General features: G+C 36.2%; 27 protein-coding genes. 26 read left to right on the forward strand and 1 reads right to left on the reverse strand.

Annotation, left to right across the window (positions count from 1 at the left end):
• The first annotated feature begins 83 nt into the window (after positions 1–83).
• The 23 genes from MHB74_RS07840 (at position 84) to MHB74_RS07950 (ending at position 19,907) form a co-directional block, all read left to right on the forward strand.
• On the forward strand, positions 84–287 hold the full coding sequence (locus MHB74_RS07840) for a DUF2768 domain-containing protein (protein WP_061677808.1): 204 nt from the start codon (positions 84–86) through the stop codon (positions 285–287).
• Positions 288–351: 64 nt separating this feature from the next.
• Positions 352–1,065 (forward strand): hypothetical protein, encoded by a 714-nt coding sequence (locus MHB74_RS07845; protein ID WP_061677807.1) that lies wholly within the window; start codon positions 352–354, stop codon positions 1,063–1,065.
• 242 nt (positions 1,066–1,307) lie between these two features.
• On the forward strand, positions 1,308–2,786 hold the full coding sequence (spoIVA, locus tag MHB74_RS07850) for a stage IV sporulation protein A (RefSeq protein ID WP_000416522.1): 1,479 nt from the start codon (positions 1,308–1,310) through the stop codon (positions 2,784–2,786).
• 299 nt (positions 2,787–3,085) lie between these two features.
• Positions 3,086–3,358, forward strand: coding sequence for an HU family DNA-binding protein (locus MHB74_RS07855; RefSeq protein ID WP_001043860.1), 273 nt, complete (start codon positions 3,086–3,088; stop codon positions 3,356–3,358).
• A 120-nt stretch (positions 3,359–3,478) separates the two neighbouring features.
• On the forward strand, positions 3,479–4,048 hold the full coding sequence (gene folE, locus MHB74_RS07860; RefSeq protein ID WP_001151477.1) for a GTP cyclohydrolase I FolE: 570 nt from the start codon (positions 3,479–3,481) through the stop codon (positions 4,046–4,048).
• 212 nt (positions 4,049–4,260) lie between these two features.
• Positions 4,261–5,010, forward strand: coding sequence for a heptaprenyl diphosphate synthase component 1 (locus tag MHB74_RS07865; protein ID WP_061677806.1), 750 nt, complete (start codon positions 4,261–4,263; stop codon positions 5,008–5,010).
• Positions 5,011–5,039: 29 nt separating this feature from the next.
• Positions 5,040–5,753: a 2-heptaprenyl-1,4-naphthoquinone methyltransferase gene (menG, locus tag MHB74_RS07870; RefSeq protein ID WP_061677805.1), complete on the forward strand. Its 714-nt coding sequence runs from the start codon at positions 5,040–5,042 to the stop codon at positions 5,751–5,753.
• Positions 5,754–5,784: 31 nt separating this feature from the next.
• Complete coding sequence (gene hepT, locus MHB74_RS07875) at positions 5,785–6,747, forward strand: heptaprenyl diphosphate synthase component II (RefSeq protein WP_061677804.1); 963 nt, start codon at positions 5,785–5,787, stop codon at positions 6,745–6,747.
• 124 nt (positions 6,748–6,871) lie between these two features.
• A complete protein-coding gene (ndk, locus tag MHB74_RS07880) occupies positions 6,872–7,318 on the forward strand; it encodes a nucleoside-diphosphate kinase (protein ID WP_061677803.1) in 447 nt (148 codons plus the stop codon).
• 273 nt (positions 7,319–7,591) lie between these two features.
• On the forward strand, positions 7,592–8,764 hold the full coding sequence (gene aroC, locus MHB74_RS07885) for a chorismate synthase (protein WP_061677802.1): 1,173 nt from the start codon (positions 7,592–7,594) through the stop codon (positions 8,762–8,764).
• Entirely contained in the window at positions 8,764–9,849 is a 1,086-nt protein-coding gene (gene aroB, locus MHB74_RS07890) for a 3-dehydroquinate synthase (protein WP_061677801.1), read from the forward strand. Before aroC ends, aroB begins: the two co-directional genes overlap by 1 nt.
• A gap of 120 nt (positions 9,850–9,969) precedes the next feature.
• Positions 9,970–11,082, forward strand: a complete 1,113-nt coding sequence (hisC, locus tag MHB74_RS07895; RefSeq protein ID WP_061677800.1) for a histidinol-phosphate transaminase — start codon at positions 9,970–9,972, stop codon at positions 11,080–11,082.
• Positions 11,083–11,434: 352 nt separating this feature from the next.
• The gene (locus MHB74_RS07900; protein ID WP_061677798.1) at positions 11,435–12,697 is read left to right on the forward strand and encodes a tetratricopeptide repeat protein; all 1,263 of its coding nucleotides are present in this window, start codon (positions 11,435–11,437) and stop codon (positions 12,695–12,697) included.
• Positions 12,698–12,770: 73 nt separating this feature from the next.
• On the forward strand, positions 12,771–13,307 hold the full coding sequence (locus MHB74_RS07905) for a ReoY family proteolytic degradation factor (RefSeq protein ID WP_001095929.1): 537 nt from the start codon (positions 12,771–12,773) through the stop codon (positions 13,305–13,307).
• 154 nt (positions 13,308–13,461) lie between these two features.
• Complete coding sequence (locus MHB74_RS07910; protein WP_061677797.1) at positions 13,462–13,917, forward strand: YpiF family protein; 456 nt, start codon at positions 13,462–13,464, stop codon at positions 13,915–13,917.
• Positions 13,918–14,060: 143 nt separating this feature from the next.
• A complete protein-coding gene (gene qcrA / locus MHB74_RS07915; RefSeq protein ID WP_001290420.1) occupies positions 14,061–14,573 on the forward strand; it encodes a menaquinol-cytochrome c reductase iron-sulfur subunit in 513 nt (170 codons plus the stop codon).
• On the forward strand, positions 14,574–15,248 hold the full coding sequence (qcrB, locus tag MHB74_RS07920) for a menaquinol-cytochrome c reductase cytochrome b subunit (protein ID WP_000932700.1): 675 nt from the start codon (positions 14,574–14,576) through the stop codon (positions 15,246–15,248).
• A 43-nt stretch (positions 15,249–15,291) separates the two neighbouring features.
• Positions 15,292–16,059, forward strand: coding sequence for a menaquinol-cytochrome c reductase cytochrome b/c subunit (gene qcrC, locus MHB74_RS07925; RefSeq protein WP_000554603.1), 768 nt, complete (start codon positions 15,292–15,294; stop codon positions 16,057–16,059).
• Positions 16,060–16,148: 89 nt separating this feature from the next.
• Positions 16,149–16,772, forward strand: a complete 624-nt coding sequence (locus tag MHB74_RS07930) for a DUF1405 domain-containing protein (RefSeq protein ID WP_179885505.1) — start codon at positions 16,149–16,151, stop codon at positions 16,770–16,772.
• A gap of 25 nt (positions 16,773–16,797) precedes the next feature.
• A complete protein-coding gene (gene lit / locus MHB74_RS07935) occupies positions 16,798–17,484 on the forward strand; it encodes a lipoprotein intramolecular transacylase Lit (RefSeq protein ID WP_061677796.1) in 687 nt (228 codons plus the stop codon).
• 107 nt (positions 17,485–17,591) lie between these two features.
• On the forward strand, positions 17,592–18,380 hold the full coding sequence (gene ypjB / locus MHB74_RS07940) for a sporulation protein YpjB (RefSeq protein WP_061677795.1): 789 nt from the start codon (positions 17,592–17,594) through the stop codon (positions 18,378–18,380).
• 101 nt (positions 18,381–18,481) lie between these two features.
• Entirely contained in the window at positions 18,482–19,165 is a 684-nt protein-coding gene (locus MHB74_RS07945; protein ID WP_073517780.1) for a zinc metallopeptidase, read from the forward strand.
• 100 nt (positions 19,166–19,265) lie between these two features.
• Positions 19,266–19,907, forward strand: a complete 642-nt coding sequence (locus tag MHB74_RS07950; RefSeq protein ID WP_061677794.1) for a uracil-DNA glycosylase — start codon at positions 19,266–19,268, stop codon at positions 19,905–19,907.
• Between the two features lie 28 nt (positions 19,908–19,935).
• Here MHB74_RS07950 and MHB74_RS07955 read toward each other — a convergent pair whose 3' ends face one another.
• Positions 19,936–20,817, reverse strand: coding sequence for a YitT family protein (locus MHB74_RS07955; RefSeq protein WP_061677793.1), 882 nt, complete (start codon positions 20,815–20,817; stop codon positions 19,936–19,938).
• Positions 20,818–21,170: 353 nt separating this feature from the next.
• On the opposite strand from MHB74_RS07955, the gene MHB74_RS07960 reads away from it, so the two are divergent.
• Genes MHB74_RS07960 through MHB74_RS07970 form a run of 3 tightly spaced genes read left to right on the forward strand, consistent with a single transcriptional unit; the run spans position 21,171 to position 22,722 of the window.
• A complete protein-coding gene (locus MHB74_RS07960) occupies positions 21,171–21,512 on the forward strand; it encodes a nucleotide pyrophosphohydrolase (protein WP_002108639.1) in 342 nt (113 codons plus the stop codon).
• Positions 21,512–22,312, forward strand: coding sequence for a dihydrodipicolinate reductase (gene dapB / locus MHB74_RS07965; protein ID WP_061677792.1), 801 nt, complete (start codon positions 21,512–21,514; stop codon positions 22,310–22,312). Before MHB74_RS07960 ends, dapB begins: the two co-directional genes overlap by 1 nt.
• 14 nt (positions 22,313–22,326) lie before the next feature.
• Entirely contained in the window at positions 22,327–22,722 is a 396-nt protein-coding gene (locus MHB74_RS07970) for a methylglyoxal synthase (protein ID WP_000684763.1), read from the forward strand.
• Positions 22,723–22,727 lie beyond the last annotated feature (5 nt).

Raw genomic sequence — 22,727 nt, forward strand, 5'->3', positions numbered from 1 at the left:
GTAAAATATTCTTTTTGTATTTGTTTAAAGATTTTAATTTGTTAAAATAGTATAAAAATAGATTAATAAAAAGGGGTGTGTATATGTCAGAAGGGCTTTTAAAAATGTGGTTTGCTTTAGGAGCAATTGGATTTATGTTTTTTGCAGTAAGTTTTATTTTACTAAGTAGATACAAAATAAAGAATAAAATTTTGAAAGGGATTACAGCGTTAGTAGCGTACACCCTTATGATTGTGTCAGGAATTGTTATTTTTCTTGTTGTATTTAGTGGACCAGTACAGCAGTAAAGGGAATGGTCTCGAAAATGCTACATACGGAGCAAGTTATATTAGTATGAAAAGGTGATTGCTAGTGAAAAAAGTCCATATTATTTTAATATTTTGTTGTATGAGCCTTTTAACGGGGTGTCTGTATCCGAAAGAAAATATGAAGCAAAATGCTGTTCCTTATGAAGATCAACTACAGGTTGTTCAAAAAGCTGTAGCGACATTTAAGGAGCAAAATGATGGGATATTACCAATTAAGACGCGGGATATGAGTACGCCTATTTATCAAAAGTATCCAATCGATTTTCAAAAGATTGCTCCGCGTTACATACAAGAAGCGCCGGGAAATGCGTATGAAAGTGGAGGAGTGTACCAATACGTATTAATAGACGTTGAAACAAACCCGACAGTAAAATTAATTGATGTTAGGATGGCTGAACAAATCCAGGAATTATCATTAAAGCTTAGGATGTATCGGGATGAACATCAATATCCACCTTTTAAAAAGGTAATTTCAGATGGTGTGTATGAATTAGATTTCAAAAAACTAGGATATAAAGATGTGCCGCAAGTGACAAGTCCGTATTCTGGTAAAGGGCTTCCTTTTGTAATCAATGAAAAGGGAGAAATTTATGTTGATTATCGAATCGATTTATATGAAGCGTTGAAAAAAAATGAAGGTCAATTTAAGGAGGGGGAAGATATTCGGAATATACTTTCGAACGATTCTCCATTTGTACCTGCGTATTCTTTACCGTATACGGTAAAGAATGGAGAACCAATTTTTTTAAAATCATAAGTCATGAACCTTTCTTTTAGTGAATAAGTTCTAGAAGAAAGGTTTTTTATGTTACACAACTTGCGATGCAAACAAAAGGTATTTTTTAATAGTCATATGAAATTGGACAAAATTATATGATATATTGTCCGAACTTCTAGAATACCATTATATTATATCAGATATTATAGGCAACGTTAGAGAAGGTATTAGTTGACTATAAACGTGGAATTATTCCCAAAAATATTGAGGGAGGGAATCACTTGGAAAAGGTAGATATTTTTAAAGATATTGCGGAACGCACAGGCGGTGATATTTATTTTGGAGTTGTAGGAGCTGTTCGAACAGGGAAATCAACATTCATTAAAAAATTTATGGAACTTGTAGTTATTCCTAATATTGAGAATGAGTCTGACCGTCAAAGGGCGCAAGATGAACTGCCTCAAAGTGCTGCTGGTCGTACAATTATGACGACGGAACCGAAGTTTGTTCCAAACCAAGCGGTTTCTATCGAAGTAGATGAAGGTCTTGAAGTGAATATTCGATTAGTAGATTGCGTTGGATATACGGTTCCAGGAGCAAAAGGCTATGAAGATGAGAATGGCCCGCGCATGATTAATACTCCTTGGTATGAAGAGCCTATTCCATTCCATGAAGCTGCAGAAATCGGCACACGTAAAGTAATTCAAGAGCATTCCACAATTGGTGTTGTAATTACAACAGATGGAACGATTGGTGAAATTCCAAGAAGAGATTATATAGAGGCAGAAGAACGCGTAGTAAATGAGTTAAAAGAAGTCGGAAAACCTTTCATTATGATCATCAACACTGTACAGCCGTATCATCCAGATACAGAGCAATTGCGCCAAAGTTTATCTGAAGAATATGATATCCCAGTCATTGCGATGAGTGTAGAGAGTTTAAGGGAAACAGATGTGTACAATGTGCTTCGAGAAGCGTTATTTGAGTTCCCGGTTTTAGAAGTGAATGTTAACCTTCCGAGCTGGGTGATGGTGTTAAATGAAGGGCATTGGTTACGCCAAAGCTATCAAGAAGCTGTTCAAGAGACTGTAAAGGATATAAAACGTCTTCGTGATGTGGACCGCGTCGTTTGGCAGTTTAGTCAGTATGAATTTATTGATCGAGCGAGCCTAGCTGGCATTGATATGGGGCAAGGTGTAGCAGAGATTGATTTATATGCACCAGATGAATTATATGATCAAATTTTAAAAGAAGTAGTAGGAGTGGAAATTAGAGGGAAAGATCATTTATTGAAGCTTATGCTCGATTTATCTCATGCGAAAGTAGAATACGATCAAGTAGCGGATGCCCTGCGTATGGTAAAGCAAACAGGATATGGTGTAGCGGCGCCTGCGTTAGCTGACATGAGCTTAGATGAGCCAGAAATTATTCGTCACGGTTCAAGGTTTGGTGTGAAATTAAAAGCTGTAGCGCCATCTATTCATATGATTAAAGTAGATGTGGAGTCAACGTTTGAGCCAATCATTGGTACTGAAAAGCAAAGTGAAGAATTAGTTCGTTATTTAATGCAGGATTTTGAAGATGACCCATTATCAATTTGGAATTCTGATATATTCGGACGTTCGCTTAGCTCTATTGTTCGAGAAGGCATTCAAGCGAAACTATCTTTAATGCCAGAAAATGCGAGATATAAATTAAAAGAAACGCTAGAAAGAATTATTAATGAAGGATCTGGCGGATTAATTGCGATTATATTATAAGAAAAAATCCCTCTCATCGTAGAGGGATTTTTTTGATTTTCACGTATAGAAATAGAAAAATAAACAGTCATTATCTAATATATTGTTGTAAATTGTCAAGTTTCATCAGATTTTCACATTTTAAGAGTAACAATTTCCTTAAAAATATTGAATTATAAAGGAGAATCGTATAATATAGGCGTTGATAATGATTTATCTACATCTTTGTAGTATAGAATTTGCAAAAATTGCCTACAAATGAAAGTAAGACTCATTTTATGATCATTATACAGTCTTATCTTTGGGAGGAGGTGAATGGCATGAACAAGACAGATTTAATCAATGCTGTTGCAGAAGCAAGTTCCCTTTCTAAAAAGGACGCAACAAAAGCAGTAGACGCTGTTTTTGATTCTATCTTAGAAGCTTTAAAACAAGGTGATAAAGTACAACTGATCGGATTCGGTAACTTCGAAGTTCGTGAGCGTGCGGCTCGTAAAGGTCGTAACCCACAAACAGGTGAGGAGATTGAAATCGCTGCAAGTAAAGTACCTGCATTCAAACCTGGTAAAGCGTTAAAAGATGCGGTTAAATAATCCTTACATATTAACAGGGAAGAAGAGTTTCCTTTTTGGGAACTCTTCTTTTTGCTTTTAAAAACATAAATATGCTAGAATGTGTTCGTATCACTTTTAGGTTTTCGGGAGGGCTAGCGGATGGCAAAAGTTAATTTAGAACAAATTGAACATGCAGTACGCCTTATTTTAGAGGCAATCGGAGATGACCCAAATCGTGAGGGAGTGCTTGATACACCAAAGCGTGTTGCAAAAATGTACGCAGAAGTGTTCGCAGGAATGCATGAAGATCCGAAAGAACATTTGCATAAAGTGTTCGGAGAAGATCACGAGGAGCTTGTACTAGTAAAAGATATACCGTTTTATTCGATGTGTGAGCATCATTTAGTTCCATTCTATGGAGTTGCTCACGTTGCATATATTCCGCAAGGCGGAAAAGTGACAGGGTTAAGTAAATTAGCTCGTACTGTAGATACAATTGCACGTCGTCCACAACTGCAAGAACGTATTACATCAACAGTAGCGAACTCTATTATGGAAGTACTAGAGCCGCATGGTGTAATGGTAGTAGTAGAAGCGGAACATATGTGCATGACGATGCGCGGTGTGAAAAAGCCAGGCGCGAAAACAGTAACAACAGCAGTACGTGGTGTGCTAGAAAATGATGCTGCAGCACGCAGTGAAATTTTATCTTTTATTAAATCGAAGTAAAGAAAAGTAGGAAACTGCTTTTCTTTTTTTTTTATGTAAATAAATGATATAGTTTTAGTAAGGCAGAGTGAGAATAGAAAGACTACTAAAAAGAGTGGAAGATGTTATTTCGTTCGGTGGAAGTTTGGAAAGAGTAGCCAAGTTTTGGTTATAGAAAATAGTATGTATGTGTTATAATAAGTTTTATGAATTAGAAAACAAGGGTGATTTTTGTGTGTGACATCTACGGAGGGTATGCGGGTATAAGAGAGAAATTGATGGAGAAATTACGCCATCCTTATTTTATAAACTATATTGAAGAACCATTTATTGATGAAGAAAAAATAGCATTGTTATATGGTGCTTTAAAAAGTGCAAATTTACATATAGAACAAATTGAGCATTATGTAGTAACGATTATGCTTGTGCAAATTGCGCTTGATACACATGAAAGAGTATCAAATAAAGCAGGGGAAGAAGCAAATGAATCGCATAAACGTCGTCAGCTAACAGTACTTGCTGGTGATTACTATAGCGGGTTATATTATTATTTATTGTCTATGAATCGTGATATTGTTTTAATTCGTGCGCTTGCTGAAGGAATTAAAGAAATTAATGAACACAAAATAATGTTATATCAAAAAGCGCATGAAACGATGGATGACATAATGGAAAGTGTAGTTACGATTGAGTCTGCACTCTTGCAAAAAACATGTGATCATTTTCATTTATCGCATTGGAAGCCATTTATAACGTATGTACTAGGGAAAAACCGTCTTCAAAAAGAATGTGAACTGCATGCTGAAAAACAACATTCACCTGTTTTTCAAGCTGTTCAAGGAATTATGAAGGATCAAGCAGAGATAGAAACAGTTATTAATGGATGGATGATGGAACTCAGAAAGAAAGAAAATCAATTTTTGGAAAAACACACAGATATAAGCGAAATAAACTCTGTGTTAAGAGATAAATCGAAGACATAAGCAATTTTACATTGGAAGAAGGTACGAGCATGCAACAATCAAAAGAAGAAAGAGTACATGATGTATTTGAGAAAATCTCTGATAAATACGATGTGATGAATTCTGTAATTAGTTTTCAAAGACATAAAGCGTGGCGTAAAGAGACGATGCGCATTATGGATGTAAAACCAGGTAACAAGGCTCTTGATGTTTGCTGCGGGACAGCGGACTGGACAATTGCGCTAGCTGGAGCAGTAGGTGAACAGGGCAAGGTTGTTGGTTTAGACTTCAGTGAAAATATGTTATCTGTCGGTAAACAAAAGGTAGAGGCGTTACAATTAAAACAAGTAGAACTTCTACACGGGAATGCAATGGAACTTCCGTTTGAAGATAACACATTTGATTATGTAACGATTGGATTTGGTTTGCGTAACGTACCAGATTATTTGCACGTATTAAAGGAAATGACGCGTGTAGTAAAACCAGGTGGAAAAGTAATTTGTTTAGAAACATCTCAACCAACAATGATTGGTTTTCGACAAGGATATATTTTATACTTTAAATATATCATGCCGTTATTTGGAAAGTTATTTGCGAAAAGTTATAAAGAATATTCATGGCTGCAAGAATCTGCTAGTACATTCCCAGGTATGAAAGAGTTGGCTAATATGTTTGAAAAAGCTGGACTTGAACGTGTACAAGTGAAGCCGTTTACTTTTGGGGTAGCAGCGATGCATTTAGGTATAAAACCAGAATCAAAATAGAAAAAAGAAGTTTTAGGTTAAGGTGAACAATATGAAGTTACAACTTATGTACTCTTTTTTACGATCGGATATTAATGTAATAGAAAAAGAATTAAAAAAGACAGTTGCTTCTGAACAGCCATTAGTAGAAGAGGCGGCATTACAACTTATTGAAGCTGGCGGGAAACGAATTCGTCCTGTATTTGTGTTGCTTGCGGGAAAGTTCGGAGATTATAAGTTAGATGCAATTAAGCATGTAGCTGTTGCATTAGAACTTATTCATATGGCTTCTCTTGTTCATGATGATGTTATTGATGCTGCTTTTTTACGACGGGGTAGTGCGACTGTGAATGCAAAATGGGGAGATCGTATTGCAATGTATACAGGGGACTATTTATTCGCTAAGTCTCTTGAATGTATAACAAATATCGAAATTCCAGAGGCCCATCAGGCGCTATCGCATACCATTTTAGAAGTGTGTAAAGGTGAAATAGAACAAATTAAAGATAAATACAATTATGACCAAAATTTAAGAACGTATTTAAGAAGAATAAAGCGAAAAACAGCATTATTAATTGCTGCGAGTTGCCAACTAGGAGCAATTGCTGCTGGCGCTAATCGTGATACGGTAAATCGACTATTTTGGTATGGGTATTTTGTAGGCATGTCGTATCAAATTATTGATGACATTTTAGATTTCGTGTCCACAGAAGAGAAACTGGGCAAACCTGCTGGTGGTGATTTGTTACAAGGGAATATTACGCTACCTGCTCTATACGCAATGGAAGATCCGATACTTCGCAAAAAAATCACATCTGTACATGAAAATACAACAGCGGATGAAATGAAAGAAATTATTGAGGCCGTAAAGAATAGTACGGCTATTGATAAAGCATTTGCATTTAGTGAACGTTATTTACATAAAGCATTAGAAATTATAAAACCACTCCCGCGTGGGCAAGCGAAGTATGCATTACAAAATGTAGCAAAGTATATTGGAAAACGAAAATTTTAGTGTTTTTTCTAAAAAATAAAATAATCTCTCTATTTCAAAACTATTGCACAATTGTGATAAGGGTGTTAATATGTGTGTGGGGATATACAATTACATACATAATTCAGAAGTGGAGAGATTTTTTATGGAAAAAACATTTCTAATGGTAAAACCAGACGGTGTACAACGTGCCTTCATTGGGGAAATCGTAGCTCGTTTTGAGAAAAAAGGCTTTCAATTAGTTGGTGCAAAATTAATGCAAGTAACTTCGGAAATTGCTGGACAACACTATGCTGAGCACACAGAAAAACCTTTCTTTGGTGAATTAGTAGACTTTATTACATCTGGCCCTGTGTTCGCAATGGTGTGGCAAGGTGAAGGTGTAGTAGATACAGCTCGTAACATGATGGGTAAAACAAGACCACATGAAGCAGCTCCTGGAACAATTCGTGGAGATTTCGGTGTAACTGTTGCGAAAAACATTATCCATGGTTCTGATTCGTTAGAAAGTGCAGAGCGCGAGATTGCTATTTTCTTTAAAGAAGAAGAATTAGTTGACTACTCAAAATTAATGAATGAATGGATTTACTAATTATTTTGAAATAATTTGTAAACGCTTTAATCACTGTGATAATAGTAGAAAGTGCAAGGAGAATAGGGGTATTCTTCTTGCACTTTTTTTATTTCAATTAGTTACGAAGTTAGAGCTGTTATGATATATTGATATGTAAAGTAAAAGGCCTATCGGGGAAGAAGCGAATGGCTGATGTATTATATAATTTCTTTCATATTTTTAGAGTAATGAAGGATAAAATTATTGCTTAATATAGCGAGATAAATACATATACGAAAAGAGGAATAACGTATGCGATATATTACAGCTGGTGAATCTCATGGTCCACAACTTACAACGATTATAGAAGGTGTACCAGCAGGTCTACCTTTAGTAGCAGATGATATAAATGAAGAACTAGCTAGAAGGCAAAAGGGTTATGGGCGTGGTAGACGCATGCAAATTGAAACAGATCAAGTGCAAATTGTAAGTGGTGTTAGACATGGAGAGACATTAGGTTCTCCAATTGCACTGGTTGTTGAAAATCGTGATTTTGCACATTGGACAAAAATTATGGGCGCAGAGCCTTTAACGGAACAAGAAGAAAAAGAAATGAAAAGAAAAGTAACAAAGCCAAGACCTGGACATGCTGATTTAAATGGTGCGATTAAATATGGACATAGAGACATGAGAAATGTACTAGAACGTTCTTCAGCACGCGAAACGACAGTACGTGTTGCTGCTGGTGCGGTTGCTAAAAAAGTGTTAGCAGAACTTGGTATTACAGTGGCTGGTCATGTAATTGAAATTGGCGGTGTACAGGCTAAGGAAATTACGTATCGGTCAATTGAAGAATTAAAAAGTATTACAGAAGCATCACCTGTACGTTGCTTAGATGAAGATGCAGGTAACAAAATGATGAAAGCAATTGATGATGCGAAAGCAAATGGTGATTCAATCGGTGGAATCGTTGAAGTAATTGTGGAAGGAATGCCAATTGGGGTTGGTAGCTATGTGCATTATGACCGAAAACTGGATGCAAAATTAGCAGCCGCAATTATGAGCATTAATGCCTTCAAAGGTGTCGAGATTGGAATTGGTTTTGAAGCAGCACATAGACCGGGAAGTGAAGTTCATGATGAAATTCTGTGGAATGAAGAGCATGGATATACACGAAGAACAAATAATGCAGGTGGATTAGAAGGTGGTATGACGACTGGAATGCCAATTGTTGTGCGCGGTGTGATGAAACCGATACCTACACTATATAAACCTCTTCAAAGTGTAGATATTGATACGAAAGAGCCTTTTACAGCGAGTATTGAACGTTCTGACAGTTGCGCTGTTCCAGCAGCTAGTGTCGTTGCAGAAGCGGTTGTAGCTTGGGAATTAGCGACAGCTTTAATAGAACAATTCGGATTAGATCGTATGGACCTTATTCGTGAAAATATTGAGAAACATAATGAATATGCGAGGGGATTTTAATGGAAAACATACATATTCAAACGAAATCAAAAGAATATGATGTACACGTAGGAAAAGAATCGTTGTCACATTTGAAAACAATCGTTCAAAATATGCAGCCATCTGTATCAAATATTATGATCATTTCAGATGAAGCTGTTGCATCTTTCCATTTACAGACAGTTGTAGATGCATTGCAAATAGAGCAAAATGTATTTTCATTCGTTGTACCGAGTGGCGAGAAAGAGAAGTCTTTTGAAAACTTCTATGCGGCTCATACGTCAGCTCTTGAAAATAAATTAGATAGAAATTCTTTAATTATTGCACTTGGAGGCGGGATGATTGGAGATTTGGCTGGCTTTGTTGCTGCGGCGTTTATGCGTGGAATTCGCTTTATTCAAGTTCCAACGACTTTATTAGCTCACGATAGTGCAGTAGGTGGGAAAGTAGCGATCAATCATCCGTTAGGTAAAAATATGATCGGTGCATTCCATCAACCGGAAGCAGTTGTATATCATACGCCGTTTTTACAGTCACTTCCTGAAAAAGAGTGGCGTTCAGGTTATGCAGAAGTGATAAAACATGCTCTTATTGGTGATGTAAAGCTGTATCATTGGTTAAAAGAAGAAGTGCAAACATTAGCGGACCTTCGTGATGAGAAGTTAATCCATATATTAACGAAGGCGATTCCTGTAAAGGCAAATATTGTAGCGCAGGATGAAACAGAAAAAGGTGTACGTGCTCATTTGAACTTTGGACATACGTTAGGCCATGCTCTTGAAAAAGAACTAGGATATGGAAATATTACTCACGGTGACGGAGTAGCGGTTGGTATGTTATTTGCCTTGTTTTTAAGTGAGCAAGTGTACAAGGTTGATCTTTCTTATGAAGAGATGAAGCAGTGGTTCTTGAAGTACGGATATCCAAAAATGCCAAGTGATTTGAATGTAGAGCGCCTTGTTCAATTGATGAAGCAGGATAAGAAAGCGAATGCTGGAGCAATTCATATGGTGCTAATGCAGGAATATGGGGTAGTGAATGTCGTATCTATTCCAGATGAGACTGTTCATATTGCGTTAGAGGCATTTCAAAAGAATATGGCTTAAGAAGTGTGAAGTGCTTGTTTTGAGGTATTCTCGTAATAGTGGCGGTTAAGATAAACGATTACAGTGTGGGATTACAACCGTATTGTAATCGAATTGAATAAAATGACTGGGGGAAGAAAAATGAGAGTGAAAGAGCAATTGTTAACTTTGAGAGCATATGTACCTGGGAAAAACATTGAAGAAGTAAAAAGGGAATATGGATTATCAAAAATTGTGAAATTAGCATCGAACGAAAATCCATTCGGTTGCTCAGCACGCGTAACAGAAGCATTAACTTCTTTAGCGAGTCAATATGCTCTTTATCCAGATGGATATGCATTTGAACTTCGGACAAAAGTAGCAGAGCAGTTAGGTGTCAAAGCAGAACAACTGTTATTTGGTAGTGGATTAGATGAAGTCATTCAAATGATTAGTCGTGCATTACTACACGAAGGAACAAATGTTGTAATGGCGAATCCAACATTCTCGCAATACCATCACCATGCTGTTATTGAAGGAGCAGAAGTTCGTGAAGTACCACTAAAAGATGGCGTTCATGATTTAGATGCGATGTTACAGCAAGTAGATGATAAAACGAAGATTGTATGGATTTGTAACCCGAATAATCCGACAGGTACATATGTAGAGAAACAAAACTTACTTTCATTTCTAGAATCAGTTCCTAAGTCAGCGCTCGTTATTATGGACGAGGCATACTATGAATATGCGGGAGCAGAAGACTATCCGCAAACATTACCACTTCTTGAAAAGTATGAAAATCTGATGGTTTTACGTACGTTCTCAAAAGCATATGGTTTAGCTGCATTCCGTATCGGATATGCGGTTGGTAATGCGAAGTTAATCGGGCAGCTAGAAGTAGCAAGGTTACCATTTAATACATCGACTGTAGCGCAGGCTGTAGCACTCGCTGCATTAGAAGATCAAGCATTTTTACAAGAATGTGTGAAAAAGAACGAAGAAGGATTAAATCAATATTACGCATTTTGTAAGGAATATAATGTATTCTATTATCCATCTCAAACAAATTTCATTTTCTTAAAGCTCGGTATTCCTGGTAATGAGGCTTTCGAACGATTAATGAAGAAAGGCTACATTGTTCGTTCTGGTGCTGCATTTGGTATACATGATGGTATTCGTATTACTGTCGGTTTGAAAGAAGAAAATGATGAAATTATAGAATTATTGACAGAACTTGTAAAAGAGCAAGTAAAGAAAGAAGAAACATACTCTTAAGAGTGTGTGAAGGCTCCTATTATAGGAGTCTTTTTTATTTAAATGACTCGATCCGTGCGTGTTAATAATTAATAAGGGAAGTTATTTGCACGGTAATGAAAGAAAACGGTACAATAGAAAGTAGTAATGCGGTATCGGTGTCATATTCGAATCGTTATCAGTGAAAGTACAAGAAGAAGTATGCTCATCCCCTCACTGATTATTAGCCCGCACCAATCGGGCTTTTACGGGCAGTTGATCACCAAACTAACTTCTTTGCCTTCGCTGAATTTTGAGGTGGGGGTCTTACTGCCCGCAAATAGCGGGGTAAATGAACAGAAAATAATATTTGTTAGAATTAAAGGAGACGTTTATGCAAAATTTTGAACAAGCTGTTTCATATATTGAAAATGGTGAAGCGGAAAAAGGATTACAATTATTAAAAGAACAATTAAAAATTGCGAATGATGAAGAGAAGTATGATATCGCTCGCTATTATCATACACTTGGATTTATGGATGAAGCGTTAGCAATTACAGAAGATTTGCGTTTATTGTACCCGGAAGAAAGTGAATTCACTGTATTTTTAGCAGAATTATATATTGATCTAGACAAAGAGGATGAAGCAATTGAAGTGCTTCATGATATTCCAGAAAATGATGATTTATATGTTCAATCGTTATTACTTGTTGCGGATTTATTCCAAATGCAAGGTTTCGATGATGTAGCAGAACAAAAACTATTAAAGGCGAAAGAAATGATGCCTGACGAGCCTGTTATTACGTTTGGATTAGCAGAGTTATATAGTAGTAAAGGGGAAGAACAAAAGGCAATCACTTATTATGAGGCGCTATTAGCGGAACATAAAGTAATGGGTGGTGTTGTCATTGCACTTCGCCTCGCAGAAACGTTAAGTGCGATTGGAAATTGGGAAGAAGCGATCTCTTACTACGAAGCAGGTTTAGAGGAACAAAAAGATATTCACTCATTATTTGGATATGCCTTCACATTATATCAAGGTGAAGAATACCAGAGAGCTATTGGTGCTTGGCAAGAATTAAAAGAATTAGATCCGGAGTATGCATCGCTTTACATGTATTTAGCGAAAAGCTATGAAAAAGAAGGAATGCTTCAAGAAAGCTATGAAACACTTCAAGAAGGAATTAAAGTAGATGAGCTTTCTGTACCATTTTATGTAGAATTAGCGAACATTGCGGCGAAATTAGGAAAAATAGCGGAAGCAGAGGAAGTGCTTCAAAAAGCGCTTGAGTTAGATCCAGGACATTTAGGTGCAATATTAAAATATGCTTATATCTTAAAAGAACAAGAAAAGTATGAAGAGTTAATTGCAGTTGTAGAGCGTGCGATTGATAGCGGAGAACCAGATACACAACTACTTTGGGATCTTGCGTTTGCAAAAAAACAATTAGAAATGTATTCCGATGCATTAAAACACTATGAAAGTGCATATACTTCTTTTAAGAATCATCCAGACTTCTTGGAAGAGTACGGTTATTTCTTATTGGAAGAAGGTATGCGAAAAGAGGCGAAAGAAGTATTTACTCAGTTAATACAACTAGACCCGACACAAATTCATATTGAAGAATTGTTATATAATTTAGAGGATTTTTCATAAGTTGGAAGGAAACTGAATGCCGCTTCTTGAATCTAAAAAGAAAAGAGAAAGACAGAGGAGGGACTTAATTGCTATGAATACCCCTGTTTCTGTAAACGAGAAGAAGGATTTTGTAAAATGGTTTTTGAATAATTACCAACTGAAACAGCGTGAATGTGTATGGATTTTGAATTATTTAATGAGTCACGACCAATTGATGCATAAAGTCCACTTCGTAGAGCATGCAAAATATTGTCCGCGTGGCTTAGTGATGTCCGCGAATTGTGTAAAAGATACACCGTTTCACTTTTTTAAACAAAATGTCATGACAACGGATGCTGAAAAATCGTTTCATGATATTCGTTTAAATCGAGATGAGGATATTTATATTCAACTCAATTTTAAATCATCATTTCAAAATGCCAATTATGTAGCTGTATTAGAAGAAAACCCGTATTTACCAAAGCATATTGAAGTAAATGAAAAAGATCGTTTACTTGCAGAAAGATTTTTAGAAGAAAGTGTATTTTCTTTTAGAAGAGAACGTCTTTTGAAACAAATTGATGAAGCGCTAGATAAGCAAGATCAGGAAGCGTTTCATAGGTTAACAGCTGAGTTAAAGATGCTATAGAATTCATTTGGATTCATAAAAATTTAAAAATTTCAGACTTTTTAAGAAAAACTACCTTAATATAGGTAGTTTTTCTTTTTTTACCTCTTTTAGTATGGTTTAATATATATAAAGTGAAAGTTCTGTCATTTGTAGGTGAGAGGAGGGAAGAAATTTGAAATGGATTGTAAAAGATGTGGAACAGTTTGAGCAAGCAAGAGAGTATGTAGATACAGGTGTTATACCACTTTTATCAATTTCGGCAGCGAAAGAAATGAAAATGGTAGTAGAACAAGGTGAATTTATCGAATTGTTGAGTATGGAGCTGGAAAGAGAATATAAAGGAAGAGTGCTTTTACTACCTGCATTTACGTATTTAGTAGAAAGTCAAAAAAACGAAAAAGGTCGTTTGCAAGAATGGACAAATCATTTACAAGAGCAAGGTTTTAAACATATTGCTTATGTTACAAGTGATTTTTCATGGAAAGAAGATATGCAAGAGTTGCAGGGAGATTTATTTTGGTTTCCTTCATTAGCGTTAGAACAATTTAGTGATCAAGCGAAAAGAGAAGTTATTCATGCGCATATAAAAAATATAATGGTGATGTTAGAAGAAAAATGGGGAAAGTAATAATAAACAGAAAGTTCTTATTATTATGAGTAGTATGATATTGACCTGTGCATGAGCGTATTATATCATGATAGTGTCCTAGTTTTTATTTTTTATATAATTTATCACGAGGGGACAATTTCTGATAGAGGGGGGAAATTTTCGTGAGCGAGAAAGAACATCGTGTATCAAGAAGACAGTTTTTAAATTACACCCTTACAGGGGTAGGAGGCTTTATGGCAGCGGGTATTTTAATGCCGATGACGCGATTTGCGCTTGATCCGGTGTTAAGAAAAGAAGCGGGAACGGATATGGTTGCTGTTGCACAAGTAAAGGATATTACAACAGAGCCGAAACGTTTCGACTTTAAGGTGAAGCAGGTTGATGGTTGGTACAAGTCCGAAGAGCCAAAATCAGCTTGGGTTCATAAAGATGAAAGCGGAGACATTGTTGCGTTCTCTCCGGTATGTAAACATTTAGGATGTACAGTGAACTGGAATTCGGACAAAGCACATCCGAATCAATTCTTTTGTCCATGCCACGGGGGCCGTTACACAAAAGACGGGATGAACATTAAAGGCACGCCGCCCCTTGCTCCACTTGATGTATACGAGTCTAAAGTGAAAGATGGAACGCTGTATTTAGGAAAAGCGAAGCCAAGAGGGGGTGCAAAGTAGATGCTAAATAAAATTTATGATTGGGTAGATGAAAGGTTAGATATTACACCAATATGGCGTGATATTGCTGATCATGAAGTACCTGAACATGTAAACCCAGCACATCACTTTTCTGCATTCGTTTATTGCTTTGGAGGACTGACCTTTTTCGTTACTGTAATTCAAATTTTATCTGGAATGTTTTTGACGATGTATTATGTGCCTGATATTAAAAATGCTTGGGAATCGGTTTATTATTTACAAAATGAAGTTGCATACGGGCAAATTGTTCGTGGTATGCACCACTGGGGTGCTAGTCTCGTCATTGTAATGATGTTTTTACATACACTTAGAGTTTTCTTCCAGGGTGCGTATAAAAAGCCTCGTGAGCTAAACTGGATTGTTGGTGTTCTTATTTTCTTTGTTATGTTAGGTCTTGGTTTTACCGGATATTTATTACCGTGGGATATGAAAGCATTATTTGCTACGAAAGTAGGGATTCAAATTGCAGAGCAAACGCCGCTCATTGGTCCTTATATTAAAACATTACTCGCTGGTCATTCCGAAATTGTTGGCGCTCAAACATTAACTCGCTTCTTTGCTATTCACGTCTTCTTCTTACCAGCAGCACTTCTAGGTTTAATGGCCTTCCACTTCATCATGATTCGCAAACAAGGTATTTCCGGTCCGCTATAAGAGATTGCTAAATAAAAGGGGAAAGAACTAAAGGAGGGAGATTATGCATCGCGGCAAAGGGATGAAGTTTGTAGGAGATTCTCGGGTACCAGTAGCTCGGAAACCAAATATTCCAAAAGACTATTCTGAATACCCAGGAAAAACAGAAGCATTTTGGCCGAACTTCTTGTTAAAAGAATGGATGGTTGGTGCAGTTTTTTTAATCGGTTATTTATGTTTAACAGTGGCGCATCCGTCACCACTTGAGAGAATGGCGGATCCAACTGATGCCGGATATATACCACTTCCAGATTGGTATTTCTTATTCTTGTATCAGTTATTAAAGTATTCTTATGCTTCTGGTTCATTCACTGTAATTGGAGCGTTTATTATGCCAGGGATTGCGTTTGGCGCATTACTGTTAGCTCCATTTCTAGATCGAGGACCAGAAAGACGCCCGTTAAAGCGTCCTGTAGCAACTGGATTTATGCTTTTAGCAATTGCATCGATTATCTTTTTAACTTGGGAATCTGTAGCACACCACGACTGGGAAGCTGCAAAAAAACAAGGAGCAATTGTAAAAACAGCACCAGTTGATAAAAATGATGACGGCTATAAATTAATGCAAAAAAATACTTGTTTAACGTGTCACGGTGACAATTTACAGGGCGGGGCAGCAGCGCCTGCACTGCAAAACTTAACTTTAAAGCCAGAAGAAATTGCTAAAATTGCGAAAGAGGGAAAAGGTTCAATGCCTAAAGGTGTATTTAAAGGTACAGATGAGGAACTGAAGAAACTTTCGGAATTCGTTGCAAAGTATAATAAAAAATAATAAAAAGCTGACTACAAAAAAATTGTAGTCAGCTTTTTATTTTGATGAAAGAAAGTTTACTATATAATAGAGTAGAGTTTGAGGAAAGAATGACTTTGTTTGAAAGGTGTTGGACATACAGCTTGGTTTACTTGTATGCAATGTTAAGACAACGCTCCGTATTATTATTTTTATTAGTTGTTAACATATTAGGTACAATATACGGATTTATATGGTATGGAAATCAATTAAAAGAAACTTCACCTATATTTTGGCCGTTTGTACCCGATAGCCCGATGGCGAGTCTCTTTTTTGTCTTTGTTTTATTTGCTTTTTTAATAAAGAGAAATTGGGGATTAATAGAGGCGCTAGCGATTGTTACTTTAATAAAATATGGTATATGGGCTGTTGTTGTAAATGCAATTATGATCTATGTAAAAGGTCCTATTGGTGTTATGGGGTATATGTTAATGCTTTCGCATTTTGCGATGGCAGTACAAGGATTGTTATATGCACCGTTTTACCGTATAAAAAAATGGCATTTTGCGGTAGCTGCTATATGGACATTACATAATGATGCAATTGATTATTTATTTTGGCAAATGCCGAGATATGGAATTATGCATTTGTTTGTAGAAGAAATTGGTTATTTTACGTTCTGGCTAAGCATCGCTACACTATGTATTACATATTATTCTTGCTTGCGTGAGAAACGAAAACAGTTTTCTTTATGATAGTTAGAATACGTAGGGGGAGAAAATGAAGAAAAATAAGAGTGGTACAAAAATATGGGATCGATTGGTTACGATAGCTGTTTCATACAGCATAGCATTTTCTATATTTGCACTCGCGACAACGGCGGTTGTATACGGAAAATGGCTGTATTATTTTGAAATTGATTTTTTAAACATTCCAGATTTAGCGGATATGACGAAGGATGATATTAAAAGAAATTATGATGTGCTTATCACCTATTTATCACCGTTTTATGATGGTGCATTGCAGTTGCCAACATTAGATATGTCTACAAATGGCCGTATTCATTTTGTAGATGTTAAAAATATTTTAGTAAAGATTCAATATGTGATGTATGCGACAATTATGATTGCTATAATAGGCGGGATTTATTTACTAAAAAAGAAAAATGAAAAGTTTTTACTGCACGGATCGATTTTAACAATTATCTTTCCGATTGCGCTGATGTTACCGATTGCTATTAATTTTGAAAAAAGTTTTGTGTTATTCCATAAGCTTTTATTCAGTAATGATTATTGGATGTTTGATATTGAAACGGATCCGATTATATTAATGCTACCAGAAGAATTCTTTATGCATGCAGCGTGTGCTATTTTATTATTTATTTTATGTGGCAGCATACTTTGTTATAGCTTGTATAGATATTTCGTAAAAAAGAAAAGGGTTTCAAAGGAAAAATTCTCTGCTTAAAGAGAATTTTTTTGTTTGTAAAACGATAATATATTTTTCGGTTCAGTTCTGTTCTATTCTTGTCCAAATTAACATATTTTGTACTAGTAGTTATAGGGGGGACCGTGATGAAGAGAACATTAATTGGATTGATAGCATTTCTAATTATAATGTTTCCGTTACGTATATATGCTGAAGAGTGGAGTGAACTAACAGGGTTGTTAGACGACTCATTACAATTAGTGAAGCGTAATGAAGATGAAAAAGCAGTACAAGTATTACAACGTTTCTCGGAGCAGTTTGTCATAAAGGGAAATGAAAAGAAGCAAGAAGTAACACCAGATCAAGTTAGAGTTATTTCTTTAGCTTACGACAGGGCGAAACAATCTCTCGCGGAAACAGATTTAAGTAAACAAGTTAAAATTGATAATGTGTTAGCCCTGCAGCTCGCTGTTGATGCGCAAGTGTCGAAATATCAACCACTTTGGATGGAAAGAGAAACAAAAGTAATGGGTGCCTTTTCTCAAATGGAAAAAGCGATGAAAAAAGAAGACACGGGACAGTTTCAACAAACGTTAAACACATTTTTACATGAGTTTAATATTATTTATCCAAGCTTAATGATTGCTTTGCCAGAAAACGAAGTGCAGCGTGTAAATGCCCATTTATCTTATTTGGATGAATTTCGTAACGTTATGTTAAAAACGAAAGGTGGGCAAATGCAATTAGGAATCATTAAAGGGGATTTGCAAAAAATATTTCACACAGTAAAAAAAGATGAAATTGCACCCTCGCTCATTTGGTTTATGACAATTACTGGAGGTCTTATTTTATTCACATTAACTTATGTTGGGTGGAGAAAGTATAAAGGAGAGAGAGAAAAAAGAAAAAGTAATGTACACTCTAAAAATAGATAATACAATAAATAAAGATACGGATTGTAAGGTTTATTCATTGACAATGATGGCAGAAGAAAATAGAATGAGAAGTACTATAATTAAAACTTCAATGGAGGTTCATGATGTTTTATTTAATTTACTTCGCGATCATAATGATCATACCGTTGTATGCACAGTCAAGAGTACGTAGTGCTTATAGCAAGTATTCACAAGTTTATTCAACATCAGGTATGACAGGAGCGGAAGTGGCTCGAAAAATTTTAGATGAAAATGGATTATACAACGTAGCTGTAGAAGAAACACCAGGTCATTTATCAGACCATTATGATCCAACTGCCAAAACAGTTCGATTATCAACAGATAACTATTACGGTCATTCAGTTGCTGGTACAGCAGTTGCAGCACACGAAGTAGGACACGCAATTCAAGATGCAAAAGATTATAACTTTATGCGTATTCGTCATTCGTTAGTGCCTGTGGCGAATTTTGGATCGAATATATCATGGGTATTTATTATGATTGGTATATTTGCGACAATGTCAAAACTATTGTTATTAGGAATTATTTTAATGGCAGCAGGTGTTGTGTTCCAACTCGTTACATTACCAGTTGAGTTTGATGCATCAAAGCGTGCAATGCAACAAATTGAAGCGTTAGGTATCGTATCAACAGATGAATATGGCCAAGCTCGTAAAGTATTAAATGCGGCAGCATTAACATATGTAGCAGCTGCAGCTGTTGCGGTATTTGAATTATTACGTCTCGTATTAATGTATACTGGTATGCAGCGTAGCGACGACTAAAGACTATCATTTGATAGTCTTTTTTTTGTTTTGTGGATTGAATTATATAATGGATTGTAAATAGAAATAATAGAAGTAATGCAGAAAGGCGGTGGGGGAAATGAAATATCCAAGCCATTTAGTAAAACAAGTGAAAGAACGTAGTGCTCTTTATCAGTTAGAAGGCTTTTTAAGTGGACAAGGTCCTGAAAATCCAAAATTTATGTTGCTAGGAGAAGCGCCTGGTGAAACAGAAATTCATAATGGGATTCCATTTAGCGGGAGAGCGGGAAAACAGTTAATGGAGTTTTTAGAACGGATTCACGTTACAAGGGAAGACGTATATATTACGAGCACAGTTCGGAGTAGGCCTTATAAGTGGCGAGAGAAAAAAGAAAGAAATGGTGAAATCATACAGAAAAAGTATAATAGAACGCCAAATCAAGGAGAAATACTTGCCCATGCACCTTTGTTAGATTATGAATTAGAGAACATAAACCCGAAGCTTATCGTTACGCTTGGAAATATCGGCCTTCAACGTTTAACAGGAAAAAATACAAAAATCACAGATGTGCACGGGCAATTATTAAAACAGCCTATTCAAAAATTAAAGGATATGCAAAGTGCAGAGTTTACATGGTCAGAGAAAGAATATCGTATTTTTCCGACTTTTCATCCTGCTTCCATTTTTTATAATCGGAGTTTATTGGAGCTTATTTATGAGGATCTAGAGAAACTTGAAAAATATGTAATAAAAAACTAGAAAAGCTCTCTAGCTTTTCTAGTTGCATTTATGTATGTAAAGGATTTTTATTTTCATCTAATGTAAAACCTTCACCAACTACATCATGTACATCACTTACAGCAACAAAGGCATGAGGATCTACAGAAGTAATAATATTTTTTAATTTCACGATTTCATTTTTAGCAACAACGCAATATAATACGTTCCGTTCCACCTTTGTATACGATCCAACAGCTTTTAAAAAAGTAGCTCCGCGTTCCATATCAGATAAAATTTTGGCAGCAATTTCATCATTTTTATCTGAGATAATAGTTGCTCCTTTTGCCGCATAGGCTCCTTCTTGCATAAAATCAATGACTTTCGCCCCGATAAAAACAGCAACTAACGTATACATGCCTTCGCGGTATGATAAATAGGTAAGAATCGAGACGATAATGACGATAGCATCAAACATAAACATCGTTTTCCCCATACTCCAGCCAACGTATTTATGAGCGAGTCTCGCGATAATATCTACACCGCCGGTAGTGCCGCCGTATTTGAATATTATTCCAAGACCGATACCGATAAATGCTCCGGCGAATAAAGCCGCGAGTGTCATATCATTTTGTAAGTTTAAATGTAAGTTGAGAACGTCGTAACGTTGAAAAATCCATAGAAATAAAGATACGCTAAAGGTGCCGATTAGTGTATAGATAAATGTTGTTCTTCCGAGTAACTTCCAACCGATGAAAAATATAGGGATATTTAAAATTAAGTTTGAGTAAGAAGGATCAAACTTAAATAGAAAATACAATAATAGTGTAATGCCGGTAAATCCACCTTCTGCTAGGTGATTTTCAATATTGATATTCACAATACCGAAAGAAAAAATAGCGGAACCGATTAAAATGAAAATGATATTTCGAATCTTCAAATTTGATGTCATATAGAAATCCCCCTAATTATGTAGATTGCATTGCTCCGCTGATACGGTAAAACATAATGATAAGTAATTTCTAGTTGTTAGTAAAAATAGTGCAGGCTATAAAAAAATGCAAAAGAAGTTTCCCTTTACCCCGTTCCAACGGCTGGTAGGAGATAAAGCTCTGAAGCAGGGTGAACCAGCTGTAGGAACCCGATTAGTTCGGGCTAATCTTTTGCAAAAACCGCAAAAGAAAGTTTCACTTCATTATAGTCTATCCAAAAAAGGGTCGCAAATAGGTGTTTAACAGGGAATAATATTTGTCAAATCGCGATGAATTGGCTAACATGAAAGAGGAAGGATTAGAGGTGAATTGTATGGAAGCGAAAACGATGAAGGATATGCAGAAAGAAGTAGATGCATATATTGGTCAGTTTAAAGAAGGCTATTTCAGTCCACTTGCAATGATGGCTCGTTTAACGGAAGAAATGGGGGAGCTTGCAAGAGAGGTTAATCATTATTATGGTGAGAAACCGAAGAAAACAACTGAAAAAGAACGTAGTATTGAAGAAGAGCTTGGAGATGTATTATTTGTTATGATTTGTATGGCAAATAGTTTAAATATTGATTTAGAAACAGCACATAACATTGTAATGAATAAATTTAATACTCGCGATAAAGATCGCTGGACACGTATTGATGAGGGAGAGAAAGAATAATGAAAGAAATTAAAGTAATTATCGCTGGACCAAGGGGACGTATGGGACATGAAGCAGTCCTTCTTATGGAAAGAACGGAACATTTTAATTTAGTAGCAGCAGTGGATTATAAGCATGGCGGAGAGAAAATCTCTGATTTACCAGGCATGCCAGCGCTAGATGCACCTATTTACGCAGATTTACATACTTGTTTAGAGGAAGTAGAAGCTGATGTGTTATTAGATTTAACAACGCCAGAAGTTGGGAAACAACACGTTACACTTGCAGTTGAGCGTGGACTTCGTTCTGTTATTGGTACAACTGGATTTACAGAAGAAGAACTAAAGCAATTAACAGAGAATGCGAAAGAAAAAGAAGTAGGAACAATTATCGCTCCAAACTTTGCAATTGGTGCAGTTCTTATGATGAAATTCTCACAAATGGCAGCGAAGTATTTCCAAGATGTTGAAGTAATTGAATTGCATCATGATCAAAAGTTAGATGCACCATCTGGTACAGCGGTAAAAACAGTAGAATTAATTCGTCAAAACCGTGAATCAAAGCAGCAAGGTCATCCAAATGAAGTAGAGCAACTAGAAGGAGCTCGTGGTGCAAATGTAGACGGCATTCACATTCATAGTGTACGTTTACCAGGACTTATTGCACATCAAGAAGTAATGTTTGGTGGAAATGGACAAATGTTAACGGTTCGTCATGATTCATTCAATCGTGAATCATTTATGTCGGGTGTAAAACTATCAATTGATACAGTAATGAATCTAGATCATCTTGTGTACGGTTTAGAAAATATTATCGACTAAAGGGGAGACAACGGATGAAAATTGCCTTAATCGCACATGACAAAAAGAAAAATGACATGGTTTCGTTTGCATACGCATATAAACCAATTTTTGAACAACATGAATTATTTGCAACAGGAACGACAGGACTTCGTATTATGGAAGCGACCGGTTTAGTTGTAACAAGATTTCAATCGGGTCCTCTTGGTGGCGATCAAGAAATTGGTGCAATGATTGCAAAAAATGATATGGATATGGTGATTTTTTTCCGGGATCCACTAACTGCTCAGCCGCATGAACCAGATGTAAATGCATTGCTTCGTCTATGTGATGTATATGCTATTCCACTTGCAACGAATATGGCAAGTGCTGAAATGTTAATGCACGCATTAGAGCGAGGAGATTTAGATTACCGCAAGTTAAGAAAATGAGGGGA

It is taken from the genome of Bacillus sp. FSL K6-0069, from assembly GCF_038007785.1.
Taxonomy (GTDB): Bacteria; Bacillota; Bacilli; order Bacillales; family Bacillaceae_G; genus Bacillus_A; species Bacillus_A mobilis.

Bases quoted from the DNA above. Each gene is read 5' to 3' on its own strand.
- MHB74_RS07840 (WP_061677808.1), top strand. From the start codon at position 84: ATGTCAGAAGGGCTTTTAAAAATGTGGTTTGCTTTAGGAGCAATTGGA.
- MHB74_RS07855 (WP_001043860.1), top strand. From the start codon at position 3,086: ATGAACAAGACAGATTTAATCAATGCTGTTGCAGAAGCAAGTTCCCTT.
- folE (WP_001151477.1), top strand. From the start codon at position 3,479: ATGGCAAAAGTTAATTTAGAACAAATTGAACATGCAGTACGCCTTATT.
- menG (WP_061677805.1), top strand. From the start codon at position 5,040: ATGCAACAATCAAAAGAAGAAAGAGTACATGATGTATTTGAGAAAATC.
- hepT (WP_061677804.1), top strand. From the start codon at position 5,785: ATGAAGTTACAACTTATGTACTCTTTTTTACGATCGGATATTAATGTA.
- ndk (WP_061677803.1), top strand. From the start codon at position 6,872: ATGGAAAAAACATTTCTAATGGTAAAACCAGACGGTGTACAACGTGCC.
- aroC (WP_061677802.1), top strand. From the start codon at position 7,592: ATGCGATATATTACAGCTGGTGAATCTCATGGTCCACAACTTACAACG.
- aroB (WP_061677801.1), top strand. From the start codon at position 8,764: ATGGAAAACATACATATTCAAACGAAATCAAAAGAATATGATGTACAC.
- hisC (WP_061677800.1), top strand. From the start codon at position 9,970: ATGAGAGTGAAAGAGCAATTGTTAACTTTGAGAGCATATGTACCTGGG.
- MHB74_RS07900 (WP_061677798.1), top strand. From the start codon at position 11,435: ATGCAAAATTTTGAACAAGCTGTTTCATATATTGAAAATGGTGAAGCG.
- MHB74_RS07905 (WP_001095929.1), top strand. From the start codon at position 12,771: ATGAATACCCCTGTTTCTGTAAACGAGAAGAAGGATTTTGTAAAATGG.
- qcrB (WP_000932700.1), top strand. From the start codon at position 14,574: ATGCTAAATAAAATTTATGATTGGGTAGATGAAAGGTTAGATATTACA.
- qcrC (WP_000554603.1), top strand. From the start codon at position 15,292: ATGCATCGCGGCAAAGGGATGAAGTTTGTAGGAGATTCTCGGGTACCA.
- MHB74_RS07930 (WP_179885505.1), top strand. From the start codon at position 16,149: ATGACTTTGTTTGAAAGGTGTTGGACATACAGCTTGGTTTACTTGTAT.
- lit (WP_061677796.1), top strand. From the start codon at position 16,798: ATGAAGAAAAATAAGAGTGGTACAAAAATATGGGATCGATTGGTTACG.
- ypjB (WP_061677795.1), top strand. From the start codon at position 17,592: ATGAAGAGAACATTAATTGGATTGATAGCATTTCTAATTATAATGTTT.
- MHB74_RS07945 (WP_073517780.1), top strand. From the start codon at position 18,482: ATGATGTTTTATTTAATTTACTTCGCGATCATAATGATCATACCGTTG.
- MHB74_RS07950 (WP_061677794.1), top strand. From the start codon at position 19,266: ATGAAATATCCAAGCCATTTAGTAAAACAAGTGAAAGAACGTAGTGCT.
- MHB74_RS07955 (WP_061677793.1), bottom strand. From the start codon at position 20,817: ATGACATCAAATTTGAAGATTCGAAATATCATTTTCATTTTAATCGGT.
- MHB74_RS07960 (WP_002108639.1), top strand. From the start codon at position 21,171: ATGGAAGCGAAAACGATGAAGGATATGCAGAAAGAAGTAGATGCATAT.
- dapB (WP_061677792.1), top strand. From the start codon at position 21,512: ATGAAAGAAATTAAAGTAATTATCGCTGGACCAAGGGGACGTATGGGA.
- MHB74_RS07970 (WP_000684763.1), top strand. From the start codon at position 22,327: ATGAAAATTGCCTTAATCGCACATGACAAAAAGAAAAATGACATGGTT.